Origin of the sequence: Dolichospermum heterosporum TAC447, assembly GCF_024584745.1 — a bacterium.
Classification (GTDB): domain Bacteria; phylum Cyanobacteriota; class Cyanobacteriia; order Cyanobacteriales; family Nostocaceae; genus Dolichospermum; species Dolichospermum heterosporum.
The window spans coordinates 1349044-1362373 of sequence record NZ_CP099464.1 but is presented as its reverse complement, the minus strand read 5'-3'; the positions used below and the strand labels follow the sequence as shown (position 1 = coordinate 1362373).

Below are 13330 nucleotides of genomic sequence, written 5' to 3'. Positions count from 1 at the left end.
TTTTCTGCTCACTTTTGCTTCTATTCTATTGTTAACCGCCTAACTTTTAACCCATCAGGACTTACGCAACTGGCACATTGGTAGGGTGCGTCAGATATCAACAATCTGTTTATTTGCAGGATTTATGCAGTCTGACGCACCCTACAACAGATTTTTGGTGTGGCACTTGCGTAAGTCCTACCCATGACTTACGTCACGCTGCGCTATCACAGATAATTTTTCCGCAAACCCTAATTACTCCATTGTTTCATTCACAGGGAATCTATCAATTAACTGCATCGCCCGTTGAGCATTGCGCCGCAACACATCTGGTAAATTAGGAACATGAGGAATCTGGGATAATAAATCCAGAGTGCGGCGTAAAATTCGCACTACGTCCCCTTCATCTAAAGTGGTTTTCTCGCATAATGCTTTCCACTCTACCCCTAGCGCCCATTGTTCCACCAAGGAAATCAAGCTGATAAAACGAGTTTCTAAACCTACAGGTAAGGCCACCCCATGACGATACTGTACCTTTAACACAGAACGGCGAATCGGTTGTAATGTTAACCAGGCTGCATCTGCTTCTGTAGACAGGTTGAAATCAACCCTAGTATCTGGGCGGGGGCTTTCTGTCACCAAAGCGGCTATTACTGCTGCTAGGTTATGGGGACCAATATTATCTAATTCTCCACTGGCTAGAACTAAACCTAACCACAATTCATTTTCACCGCGAATGGCTGCCGCAATTTCTCCTAATTTTGTGGGAACTAAGTTATCCAAACATTCAAAGAATTGCAAAATTTCAATTAAACAGAGAAACTCTTCCCAATATCTTTGAGACTGTAGTAATACCTGTTCTTGTAGGTGTTCAATTTCTGCTTCTAATTCGACACAACGCGCCCTATTTTTGAATATTTTGGCAATGTTACCCGATTTATAAATGGGATGGTTTTCTAACTGTTCTTGGACAGCAGTTAGGCGACTGAGTTGTTCTCTTACTTCTGTGGGTAGATGGTTAAATTCTTCAGGATTAGGTATGCTTTGAGCGATCGCAATGGTGCTTTCATCACCACGAATTGATTGTCCTCGTTTCAAGCTCAATTCTGAAGGTGGTATTAGCTCAGATGGAACTTCTACTCGTGGCATTTCTGCATACATATCTAATATATCTGCTGAAGTTGCCACATACCAACGGTTATTTTGCCCCAAGCAAACAAAGTAAGATGTCTCACCCACACTCACGGCTTTGTCAACCAGCACTACTGTTATTGGTAGGGGTGACATGGCGTTTCTGTCGTTGAGACTCAACATAGTTCCAGATATGGCAAAATCCAGCATCATTGCCAGTTGTGCCTGTCTATCTTCCTGTGCTTGTTCTTGCAAGGTTTTGAAAATCTGGCGTTCTACTTTCAAGCGTTGACGCAGCTTTTCGTATTGCATCAATTCACTTTCATCAATCGCCGCCAGTTGTGATTGAATTTGCGATAATTCGCTTTGAAATTGTCCCAGTTCTTCAAAATCTGGTTGGAGGTGCAAATTGGACATATATTGTCCAAAACTGCGTTCTATCAGTTCTCTGGCTTTTTCTATGGTGTGGGTTTGCAGCAGGTTCAAGACCATGCCGTAACTGGGTGTAAACTGACTAACTAAGGGATCAGCTTTGGATGTGGCTAAATAGGATGCTTCTTTTGCGCCTTCAAAGGGGGTTTGTAATGTTACTACATAACCTTGCATATCCATCCCTCGACGACCAGCCCGCCCTGCCATTTGCAAGAATTCCGAAGCATTGAGTAAGCGGTGTCCGTTATCAGTGCGTTTAGACAAAGTAGAAATAACTGTTGTCCGAGCAGGCATATTAATTCCCGCTGCTAAGGTTTCTGTGGCAAATACGACTTTAATTAATCCCTGTTGAAACAGTTCTTCGACGAATCCTTTCCAAGCTGGTAAAATGCCGGCATGATGGGCAGCTATGCCTCGATACAGTGGGGCAACTTGTCCAGCCCTGCCAGCATCGGGGTTACGGCGTAAAAATTCGTCAATTTGTTGGCGGAGGATTTGGGACTCATCATTATTAACTAACCATAAATCACCAACTTCTTCAACGGCTTTATCACAGCCCCGACGACTGAAAATAAAGTAAATGGCGGGAAGCATATCCCGTTCTTGGAGTTGGCTCAGGGTATAAATAATACCAGGCGGTTCTGGTCTACCAGCTTTGCCTTTTTCCCAATATCCTTTTTTAGCCTTTTTGACTAAGCGAGGATTAATTTTGGTATTGGTTTCATTTAATAACGGAAATAATCCTTTGGGATTACAAAAGTTAAATTCTAAGGGAACGGGGCGAAAATCGGAGTAAATCAGGTCTGTGGGACCATGAACATGATTTAACCAACTGGTAAGTTGATCACTGTTGGCAACGGTGGCAGAAAGGGCTACAAGTTGGACGCTGCGGGGACAGTAGATGATGGATTCTTCCCAGACTGTACCCCGTTGGCGATCGTTCATGTAGTGGCACTCATCTAACACTACAGCCTCAACGTCGGCTAAGGAGATGCCAATTTGACCTATGGGCGTGCCATAGAGCATATTGCGGAAAATTTCTGTGGTCATGACCAAAATTGGTGCATCCCTATGAATGGAAGCGTCTCCGGTGAGGAGTCCAACTTGATCAAAGCCAAATTTTTCGCGGAAGTCTCGGAGTTTTTGATTAGATAACGCCTTCAAGGGAGTGGTGTAAAATACCCGTTTCCCGCGAGATAAGGCGCGATAGATGGCATATTCCCCGATGAGGGTCTTTCCTGAACCTGTGGGCGCACAGACAACTACTGAACGGTCAGCATTGAGGGAGGCGATCGCTTCTCTTTGGAATTGATCTAATTCAAAGGGGAAGATTGACCCAAGGTCAAGTTCATTAGCGAAGTCGGAATAATTCACTCAATCATAATTTACAAGCAGACTATCCACTATCATAACGTGATTCGTGGTTTGCTACGTTGACAGGAAAAGCGCAAGTTGTGAAGGTATTACTGAGCTTTTTTTAATCATTTTACTATTTCAGCAATTTTGCGGAGACCTCGCCAAGCAATTACACTGACTACTTCCGCCAAGAAGTTTGTTGCAAAATTTGATCTATTTCTTGAGGAAAAGGACAATCATCAGGAAAAGAAAAAGATTGATAATCAGAGTTCTCTCGCAGCGTCGTTAATGCGCTGATATAACATTCTATAAATATTTCATCCCAATACGGTCTTAAGCTGGGAGAGTCTTCCAATAAGCCTTTCAATTCTCGCTGACTACGCTTAATTGTTTCTGTCCAACCACGATAGTCTTGAACGTAGTCTGAATAACAAAGTTTAAGACAATGTTCTAGCATTGTGATGAGCCGATTTCGCAATTCTCGCTTTTGACTCCTTCCCAAACTTTCAATCTCCTCAATTAAGTCTTCCCAGTCAACACTATGATAATTTTGCTCTTTCAATAGATTAATTGTCTCTTCAATCCAGAGGGCGTAATCTGTTTGGGTTAGCATAGTATTTCTCCTCTTTCCCTAATTTTACACTTTTTTATCATTTGACTATTTCGGCAATTTTGCACAGAACTCGACAGGCAGATTCTAATTCGCTTTGGGTAGACAATGGGGCAAATACTCGTGATATGGCATAGTGTTGATTTTCTAGTTTGACAAACACAATATCGTCGCCATTGGTTAACATTCCAAAATTAGGTAAATCAGTGTTGGGACTAGCCATTAAGTAAGTCAGGGTTTGTGGCAATGCTGACCAAACTGATAACATGGTTTTTTTGGATTCTAAAACAATTACCCATAGACGGTCTTGTAATACCAGTAAATCTATTCGACCCTGGAGAGTTTCTTCGCTATCAGCTATTGTTATTTGTACAGATTCTTCTGCTTTGATGCGAAAAGGTGGATCATATAAACCTGCAACTGTAAGTAATGGAGAAACGAGTAATAGCATTACTGTATTTTCTAATAAATGTCCACCTGAACGATGATAAAGATAACGTTTCCAGAGAATTTCTAGGTTTGTGCGATCATTGGGATTAATTGCGGGTAGTTGATCATGCCATTCTGTGAAAAAATCCAAGCTACTGCGACTCAAGCCAAATCGTTTTTCTGCTTCAGCAATGGTGGTGATAGTTTCAGTAACGGCTAGTCTTTGCATGGTGAATTTTTTCCCGGTAGCTGCGTTTATATCGTCACTGCAACTTTACCAACTTCTGTTGATGGTTCGGGTATGGGTTGTCCATCTTCTTTCAAGACTTCTAGATAGAGTGCGATCGCTTCTTTAATATTTTCCTGTACTTCTGCTAAAGTATCGCCAATGCTGACACAACCAGGTAAGTCGGGAACATAAGCACCCCAGTTTGTCTGTCCACGTTCGTAGATGACTGTGTACTCAATCATTTTTTCGTTCATAATTTTGCTTGCTTCCAAATTGATGAGAGTGTACCTACTGGAATATCATCACTTGGTTTTCCAGGTATAACTACGATACCTGATTTGCTTTGATGTTTGAGGATACGATGACTAACTATGGTGCGATCTATATACCAGCCAACTTCTTCAAGGATTGTGACAATCTCTCTATAGTTATAGTATTGAATAGAATAGTTGGTAAAATTAACATAACCACTATTGTAATATTTTATCTCAATATGAACTGGCAAGAATATCAAGATGCTGTTGGTGAACTTTACGCTCAAATGGATGATATCGGGTGTGTTCGCAAAAATATTACGCTACCAGACAAGGAGACTGGTCAAGCAAGGCAAATTGATGTTTGGCTGGAGTATAAATTCAAGGGTCATACAATTGGTATTTTAGTTGATGCAAAATATCGTAAAGAAAAATTGGATGTAAAAGATGTGGAAGAGGTTATTGCATTAGCTGATGCAGTTGGAGCGACTAAAAGCGTTATTGTCGCTCTAAGTGGCTGGACTGGTCCAGCTGGTATTAAAGCTCAATTAAAAGGCATGGATCTAAAGCTATGGACTCTAGAACAAGCTTTGAATCAGACAAGACCAAACAAGAAAATACAGTTTCTATTATCCCTGCTAGATAGTACAGATGAAAAGTATAAATATCAAGCAATTAATGATTTAGCAGATTTTGGGGTTGATGCCAGTGCAGCAATCCCTCAACTTATCAGCATTCTTCAGGATGAAGACACTCAATTACATACCTCAGCATCAATTGCACTAGCAAAAATTGGTAAAGAATCTGTGCCTTTTCTTGCTGACCTACTTCAGCATAAAAGTCTGAAGGTAAGACGAAGAGTTGCAAGTACACTTGAGCAAATTGGCTCACAAGCAGAAGCAGCTATTCCTCAACTTATCCACGCATTAGAGGATAATGATCCTGATGGTGATATTCGTTGGTATGCCGTTATTACAATTGCAAAGATTGGAGTGCCAGCAAAAGAAGCTATTCCTGCATTAATTCAAAGGTTACGGGATTCCAAGGCCGGGATTAGAGCATGGACACTTTATGCACTAGGTAGGATGGGATATCTTGCAAAAGAAGCTGAAACTGTAATCTCGGAGGAAATCTTACCCCAAGAGGAGCCTAATGATGTAGGTAATAGCGTAGTCATTGCTGGAATTGAGGCTCTAGATGCAATTGGGTTTAATATTGATGAAATTCAAATTAACTCTACTGACGATAATACTGTTAGAACAGCTAGAGAATGGGTTCTCCTTATAAGAGAGGAAGCTATTAAAGCAAGAAACGTTAAGAAAGCTAGAGGCGCATTAGAGTATCAACGTCCATTAAGCGTCTATACTCCACCGCAAAAAGACCCATCTCAGTTCCGACAGATACATAGCAATAAGTAAACATAAGTGGTAGTGTAACTCATATCTTAGGGACTTCCAACAAATAAATTGTCCCAAAAAATTTGTACATTTGTCGGGGCGGAAGGTTTTACGACTTGGAGGTGGGATGTTTTTTAAATTGGAAGTCCCTTAAAAAGTTAGTGTGATCGCAAATCTTATAGAGTAAGTTAATGAAACGATTACAAATACTTGCTGATTTTGCGGCTTACTTAGCAAATGCGGAAAGTGAAGCTGCAACCCAAGAACTTTTAGCAATTCCTGGATTGCTAGAACGAGTTAAGCAAAATCAAACAACTCCTAAAACCCATTACACAAACTGGAGAACCCTTTCTAAAATTAACTGAATTATGCCAAATCTTCACGAACTAATTGACAGTAATTTCCATCATCCACACTACGGACGGTTACTACAGCATCGTGATCATCGCAATCCGAGTATTTTACACTACTCCATACAACTTAATGATTGGGATTCTTTAGCATGGGAACCAATTCATGCTGGTAGAGAAAAAGATACTGGAAGGCTGGCAATTTGGCCTATTGATTGGAATCATTTCCAACCTGACCAAGCACGAAGTTGGCACAGAGAACAGATACATCAGGCTTTGCATATTTCTGTAAAAGAATTTCACGAAAATTGGCATTATGAACTTTATCGCTTCAATTGCGAACATTGGGCGCGAGTTGTATCAACAGGAGACTGTAGATGCTACCAGATTGCTGAGTTGAAAAAGTTGCAAAACATTCCTGTTCTCGGTTTTCTGATTGTCGGTATTGCTGGAGCAGTAACAGGCGCATGGGAACATAATGGATATGCTCAACAAGTAGTTGAAAAAGTTTGTAGTGCAGCATAATAATCTATCCCTTTCAAGGTGAATAAAAACTTTAGTGAAAAAAAGATTTTTGAGTCACCTTCAAAGGGTTATTACAGCAGATTCCGCTCTAATGAGGTACAAAGTTGAATTATGAAACTCTTGTGGTGCGGGCATCTTGCCCGCAAGATATGTACCTCATAACACCGGGAAGTGCTGTATCACCCTTTCCCCAATTCTTGAGCGCGTTCTTTCGAGGCTTTGACGGCTTCAATGATAGCGGAACGAAAACCGGCTTTTTCTAAGGCGCTGACACCGGCAATGGTTGTACCATCAGGACTGGTAACTTGATCTTTAAGTTCGGCGGGGTGGATTTTGGTTTCTTGTATCAGTGTGGCTGTTCCTAAAAACGTTTGTATAGCTAGTTGTTGAGCGATCGCTCTTCTAGGCTAAGTGAATGAAATTGAGGACAGCGATTCCTACGGAGCGCTTCGCTATGATGTAAAAACGCAAGTTATTACCTTCTCAAGTATAAACTGGGGATTTTTAGTCATCTTCAGATGACTTTTGCTATTAGACTGGGAATTCATTCCCAGGCGGGCTACAGGTTTTACGTTAAATTACCCAATTCTCACAAACTTCTTGCACTACCAAAGGTCATCTTTATGCCACCAATACCACTTTACTTGATTCTCATCACTCTCTTGCTGGTTGTTATTCCATCTCTATTTACTATTTTTCTTCGCATATCTCTTTATCTCCATTTAATAAATTTGACTAACGAAGTCCAAAGATTAATCAAAACAAGATCAGCGGGGGGACAACGGAAAATTATCCAAACATTAGAAGCTAGATTTCAAGAAGCTAGTAAACAATTAGAACAGGTAAACACAGGAGCATTAATAGATCAAATTTATAGTCAGGAAACAATCAAGGGATTTACCTTTACCTGTGAACAAATAGATTATTTATGTCGCATTTTGCCAAATTTACTGTTAGCTTTTGGGTTACTGGGTACTTTTTTGGGGATTACGATTAATTTATCTACTTTGAGTCAAACGATTAATCAAGTTAATGCTAGTGATGTCAGTAATTTAGTTACTGAATTGAAGAAACCATTGGAAGGAATGAGTATTGCATTTACTACCAGTTTAACAGGAATATTTTTTAGTGCTTTGTTAACAATAGTCAATTTTATTTTTAATAGTGGACTTGCTAAATATCGCTTAATTAGTTCTTTAGAAGATTATCTAGATAATGTATATTTTCCTGAAGTGCAGGGTGATACCCGTCTTGATAAAATAGTCAATAGAATGGTATCCCAGCAAGATGAATTTTTAACAAACTTTGGGGAAACAGTGCGAAAAGCTGTAGAACAATCTATGGGAAAAGTCGCAAAACAAATTGCTGACGGGAATCAAAAAACTATGGAGTTAGCTACACAAGTTTATCAAAAATTTGATGCTGCTGCTGGAACTATATCTAGTGCTGCTAATGAATTTAAACATTCCATGACAGAATTAAATTCAACATCTCAAATATTTAAACAGTCTGCTGAAAGTTTTAATCAAAGTCAGTTTCCTCTCAAATTATCATTAGCTGTTGTAGATTTGAGTAATACACAACAAAAATTTTCTGAGTCAGCTACAAGTTTAGCAGCAACAACGGAATTGATTATAAATGCCTTAATTGAAATAGAAAATTCTAGTCAGAGTTTAATTAATTTAGGAGAAGAAATAAAATCTATGAACCAAACTTCAATTCAGGTATTAGAATTACATCAAAATAACCAAAATTTTCTTAGTGAAATTATCCCCCAACTTCATGCAGGAGCTAATAGTTACGAAAAAGCAACTAGTAAATTAGATGATTTAGATCAAAGAGTGGGAGATAAATTCAATAATTTTGATCAATTAATCACAGCTATGAGTCAGTTATTAGAAAATGTGAAAACATATACAACGGAATTAATTAGCACGGTTTCAACGGAAACTGAAAATTCTAGTCAGAGCTTAATTAGTTTAGCTGAAGAGATAAAAGCTATGAACCAAACTTCAATTCAAGTATTAGATTCACATCAAAATAACCAAAATCTTTTAACTAAAATTATTCCCGGACTTCAGCAAGGAGCTAATAGTTACGAAAAAGCAGTTAATAAATTGGATGATTTAGATCAAAGAGTGAGCGATAAAGTTAATAGTTTTGATCAATTAATTACAACTATTGGTCAGTTATTAAGACAAACTAATATTAACAAGAAGGGTTTTGAGGCTAATGTTCAAGGTTTGGAACTATTAATCAAGAATCTTGAGGAATATCAACAAAAACTTGGTGACACAAATACCGATTAAGATCAATCATCTAATTAATGGTTAATGTTCACTAACAAATTTACAAAAATAAAACATTGCAACTATGGCTCGTCGTTCACGCTACACAGAATATAATGAAGACCTAAACGTTTGGCCAGCATTTACTGATTTAATGTCTAATGCGTTTATGATATTGGTTTTATTTTTGTTTTTAACCATCATATCACAAATTAATAAATCACAGATTAGTAAAAATATCAATCAAAGTGTTCAAAGTTCGGAACAGTTAGCTTTAAAAATTAAACAATTAAATGAGCAGATAAAATACTTACAAACACAATTAGAATCTCAAAAAAAGTTAACAGATACACCACCAATTATAGTTATAAAAGATCAAGGTGTTTATAGATTTGCTTCTGGTAGTGCGGAAATTCCTCAACAAATGTCAAATTATATCTTGAAGCAAATAGTACCAGAAATAGAAGCTAGAACTAAACAATATGGGATTAATGTTGTGGAAATAATTGGACACACAGACGGACAAGCTAATGGTAATGTAACGAGTAATTTAGATGTCAATTTAGAAAATGTAGTTAGTGGTAATATACCGATAGGAAAATTACAAGCTGGTTCTAATGCTGATTTAGGATTGCTGCGTGCTTTGTCAGTTGTTAAGGTGCTGCGTGATATTCAAAAAAAAGAAGGCAAACTATCTGGATTATCATTTCGCGCTTATTCTGCGGCACAGTTAATATTACCAAATGGACAATTTGCAGGAACAGCGCGTCAAGATGATGTTACCCGACGACGAATTGAAATCCGATTTACACGGTTAGGAGAAGTGCAAGAAGTTAGATAAAAAATCACTATTTTCTCTATCAAAATCTTGCCTTTTGCTTTGCCATAACGACAATTTTCAAAGCCAACCTACTTAACTGGCGAAACAAGATCACTTTTTCACCCTCGCAAACAGAAATGGTCAGAACATTTTACCTGGAGTCCTGACGGTACAAGAGTGGAAGGTATAACTGCTATAGGTCGCGCTACAATAATTAGGCTACGCATGAACAACCCAGTGATTATATTTGCTCGTAAACGGTGGGTAATAAGTGGTTGGCATTCTCCTAATGATTGATAGTATAAAAAACAGCTATGACACAAGAACCGATACAAGTAATTGGCGGCGGACTCGCGGGAACAGAAGCAGCATGGCAAATAGCCCAAGCCGGCGTGCCTGTGATTCTCCACGAGATGCGCCCTAAACGCTTCAGTCCTGCCCATCATACCGAAAATTTGGCAGAATTGGTCTGTAGTAACTCTTTCGGGGCTATGGCGAGCGATTCGCGCGGCCGGTCTCTTACACGAAGAACTCCGCCAACTCGGTTCTATTGTCATTTCCAAAGCAGATGAACACGCAGTCCCCGCTGGTGGGGCTTTAGCGGTAGACAGAGGACAATTTGGGGAAGATTTGACCCAAACCTTAGCAAATCACCCTTTAATTGATTTCCGACGGGGGGAAGTTACCGCAATTCCTGAAGGTATTGTTGTTTTAGCTTCTGGTCCTTTAACCAGTCCCGATTTAGGCGCAGATTTACAGCGATTTACGGGGATGGAATATCTCAACTTTTTTGATGCTGCGAGTCCCATTATTACGGGAGATTCTATCAATAAAGATATTGCATTTATGGCTTCTCGCTATGACAAAGGTGAGGCAGCTTATCTAAATTGTCCGATGAATAAAGAGCAGTATTTACAATTTCGAGAAGCACTTTGTCAAGCGGAACAAACAGAATTAAAAGACTTTGAAAAAGAAACAGCGAAATTTTTTGAAGCTTGTTTACCAATTGAAGAAATGGCAAGACGGGGAGAAGATACCATGCGTTATGGACCGCTCAAACCAGTGGGTTTATCTGATCCTCGCAATGGAGAACGTAATTATGCGGTAATTCAATTACGACAAGAAGATAAAGCTGGTCAACTTTGGAATATGGTAGGTTTTCAAACTAATTTACGTTGGGGTGAACAAAAACGAGTATTTCAAATGATTCCCGGTTTAGAAAAAGCCGAGTTTGTCAGATTAGGAGTCATGCACCGCAATACTTTTTTAAATGCACCACAGTTAATGTCTGCAAGTTTGCAATTTAAAGAACGTCCAACATTATTGGCTGCGGGACAATTAATAGGAACAGAAGGTTATACTGCTGCATCTGCTGGAGGTTGGTTAGCGGGAACAAATGCTGCTAGATTAGCTTTAGGAAAAGAACCCCTAATTTTGCCCGTGACAACGATGATGGGGGCTTTATTTGAGTTTATCAGATCCGCTGCACCTAAGCATTTTCAACCGATGGCTCCTAATTTTGGAATTGTGCCAGATTTGGGCGTGAAAATAAAAAGCAAACCGGAAAAATATGGACGTTATCGGGATAGATCCTTGGCAGATTTGGCAACTTGGAAAACAGAAAATTTAGCCGTTTAAATCAGACATTTGGTGATAAATAATGTAGAGACGTTCCAGGGAATGTCCAGATCATCAAATTTACAGCAAATTGTCATCAAACCCGGAACAAGAACCCCACCCCCAACCCCCTCCAGTATCAAAAGCTTATCCTTTTCTTCCCCCCGCTGCGGGTGGATTTAGGGGGGTGCCATGAGGGGGCTAAGATGTAACTTATAAGTAATTGGACAAAAATATTTACAGTCATTGCGAGCGAAGGGAAGCAATCACAACCCTTGGAATTGCTTCATTTCACTTCGTTCCATATGGCTAACGCCACGCAACGCTTACGCAATGACATTGTGTAATTAATTCTGTCTCACTACTTATGATTGGAAATCGCTGTAGGACTGAAGTAAAGAACCTCTCAAACCATGATTTCTCTGTGTCCTCTGTGGTTCGTTCTTAGTTTTGTCGGATTTTAACTAAAATAAAGCTGCATAGAATAAGATTTCAGGAATTATTGACCGCAGATAAACGCAGATAAACGCAGATAAATACGGGTGATTATTATGTGCAGCCTCGCATAAAATTGGTATAAGACCTGAAAATCAAGGTTAGAATAACAAAATTAAATTATGGTTAAACCTATAAAAATTGTCAAAACAACTAACTAACAATGTGTTTCCCGGTTCTGTTGTCAAACTAGATAATGGTTTAACACTCATTCACCAAGAGATATCCACTACACCCGTAGTGGTAGCTGACGTTTGGGTGCGTGCGGGAACTAACCTAGAACCAGAACCTTGGTTTGGAATGGCACATTTTCTAGAACACATGATTTTCAAAGGGACATCAAACCTGCTTCCTGGAGAATTTGATTATCACATCGAAAAAATTGGCGGGGTGAGTAATGCCGCAACAAGCCACGATTACGCCCATTATTCCATTACAACCGCTGCTAATCACCTAGAGCATACTCTTCCCCATTTAGGGGAATTACTCCTGAATGCAGCCATTCCTGACGATGAATTTATCAGAGAACGGGATGTGGTGTTAGAAGAAATCCGTAGTTACAATGATGATCCCGATTGGGTTGGTTTTCAATCTCTTGTGAAAAATGTTTACCAACGTCACCCTTATGGACGTTCTGTACTGGGAACTGAGGAAGAATTAATGCAGCATTCCCCGGAAGCTATGCGCTGCTTTTATCGCAGTTACTATCAACCAGAAAATATGACTGTGGTTGTGGTGGGGGGAATTAGCGAAACAGCCGCGAGGGAATTGGTTAACCGTTCGTTTGCAGATTTTCCGCAACGGGATAATTGTCCCCAATTTACCAAAGTTGTAGCACCGCTAATTAACGGAATTCGTCGTCATGAGTTAATCTTACCCAGACTAGAACAAGCGCGGTTGATGATGGCTTGGAAAGTACCGGGAGTAGAAGAAATTCGGGCTGTTCATGGTTTAGAATTATTATCAGTGTTGCTGGGAGAAGGGAGAATTTCTCGGTTAGTATCTGATTTGCGGGAAGAAAAGCAACTTGTTCAAGAGATTTGCTGCAATTTTTCTCTACAACAAGAATCAAGTTTATTGACAATTACGGCTTGGTTAGAATCAGAATATCTAGAACGAGTTGAGGATTTGATTTGTGATCATTTACAAGAATTACAAGATCAAGAAATTAGCACGTCAGAACTAAATCGTATTCAAAGGTTTTTATGTAATGATTACGCCTTTTCTACGGAAACACCAAATCAGCTAACTAATTTTTATGGTTATTATCATACTATTGCTAACGCTGAATTAGCTGTTACCTATCCTCAAGAAATCCAGTCTTTCAATCCTCAAGAACTGCAAAAATTAGCTCAACAGTATCTTTCATCAGCTAATTATGCAGTTACCATGCTCAAACCTTGTTAATTATTAAGTGA

Annotated in this window: 11 protein-coding genes and 2 pseudogenes; 7 read left to right on the top strand and 6 right to left on the bottom strand. The window is 39.3% G+C overall.

Features of this window, described 5'->3' with window-relative positions; genetic code table 11:
• Positions 1 to 234: 234 nt before the first annotated feature.
• The 5 genes from NG743_RS06040 to NG743_RS06020 all read right to left on the bottom strand — a co-directional run bounded on the left by NG743_RS06040 (position 235) and on the right by NG743_RS06020 (position 4671).
• Complete coding sequence (locus NG743_RS06040; protein ID WP_027404416.1) at positions 235 to 2916, bottom strand: DEAD/DEAH box helicase; 2682 nt, start codon at positions 2914 to 2916, stop codon at positions 235 to 237.
• A 160-nt stretch (positions 2917 to 3076) separates the two neighbouring features.
• Positions 3077 to 3511, bottom strand: coding sequence for a DUF29 domain-containing protein (locus NG743_RS06035; RefSeq protein WP_015078603.1), 435 nt, complete (start codon positions 3509 to 3511; stop codon positions 3077 to 3079).
• 37 nt (positions 3512 to 3548) lie between these two features.
• Positions 3549 to 4166, bottom strand: a complete 618-nt coding sequence (locus tag NG743_RS06030) for a type I restriction endonuclease (RefSeq protein WP_257121696.1) — start codon at positions 4164 to 4166, stop codon at positions 3549 to 3551.
• Between the two features lie 26 nt (positions 4167 to 4192).
• Entirely contained in the window at positions 4193 to 4408 is a 216-nt protein-coding gene (locus tag NG743_RS06025) for a type II toxin-antitoxin system HicB family antitoxin (protein ID WP_041458210.1), read from the bottom strand.
• 8 nt (positions 4409 to 4416) lie between these two features.
• A complete protein-coding gene (locus NG743_RS06020) occupies positions 4417 to 4671 on the bottom strand; it encodes a type II toxin-antitoxin system HicA family toxin (RefSeq protein ID WP_306459829.1) in 255 nt (84 codons plus the stop codon).
• Here NG743_RS06020 and NG743_RS06015 point away from each other — a divergent pair.
• The 3 genes from NG743_RS06015 to NG743_RS06005 all read left to right on the top strand — a co-directional run bounded on the left by NG743_RS06015 (position 4660) and on the right by NG743_RS06005 (position 6692).
• The gene (locus NG743_RS06015; protein ID WP_257121695.1) at positions 4660 to 5838 is read left to right on the top strand and encodes a HEAT repeat domain-containing protein; all 1179 of its coding nucleotides are present in this window, start codon (positions 4660 to 4662) and stop codon (positions 5836 to 5838) included. The genes NG743_RS06020 and NG743_RS06015 overlap by 12 nt on opposite strands.
• A gap of 170 nt (positions 5839 to 6008) precedes the next feature.
• A complete protein-coding gene (locus NG743_RS06010) occupies positions 6009 to 6182 on the top strand; it encodes a hypothetical protein (protein WP_257121694.1) in 174 nt (57 codons plus the stop codon).
• Positions 6183 to 6185: 3 nt separating this feature from the next.
• Positions 6186 to 6692 (top strand): hypothetical protein, encoded by a 507-nt coding sequence (locus NG743_RS06005; RefSeq protein WP_257121693.1) that lies wholly within the window; start codon positions 6186 to 6188, stop codon positions 6690 to 6692.
• 179 nt (positions 6693 to 6871) lie between these two features.
• Here NG743_RS06005 and NG743_RS06000 read toward each other — a convergent pair.
• Positions 6872 to 7093, bottom strand: a pseudogene (locus NG743_RS06000) (pyrroline-5-carboxylate reductase family protein); the annotation flags it as partial.
• A gap of 222 nt (positions 7094 to 7315) precedes the next feature.
• Here NG743_RS06000 and NG743_RS05995 point away from each other — a divergent pair.
• The 4 genes and pseudogenes from NG743_RS05995 to NG743_RS05980 all read left to right on the top strand — a co-directional run bounded on the left by NG743_RS05995 (position 7316) and on the right by NG743_RS05980 (position 13319).
• A complete protein-coding gene (locus tag NG743_RS05995; RefSeq protein ID WP_257121692.1) occupies positions 7316 to 9001 on the top strand; it encodes a hypothetical protein in 1686 nt (561 codons plus the stop codon).
• A 64-nt stretch (positions 9002 to 9065) separates the two neighbouring features.
• The gene (locus NG743_RS05990; RefSeq protein ID WP_257121691.1) at positions 9066 to 9821 is read left to right on the top strand and encodes a flagellar motor protein; all 756 of its coding nucleotides are present in this window, start codon (positions 9066 to 9068) and stop codon (positions 9819 to 9821) included.
• 293 nt (positions 9822 to 10114) lie between these two features.
• Positions 10115 to 11438, top strand: a pseudogene (trmFO, locus tag NG743_RS05985) (FADH(2)-oxidizing methylenetetrahydrofolate--tRNA-(uracil(54)-C(5))-methyltransferase TrmFO).
• Positions 11439 to 12077: 639 nt separating this feature from the next.
• Entirely contained in the window at positions 12078 to 13319 is a 1242-nt protein-coding gene (locus tag NG743_RS05980; protein WP_193961935.1) for a M16 family metallopeptidase, read from the top strand.
• Positions 13320 to 13330: the final 11 nt, after the last annotated feature.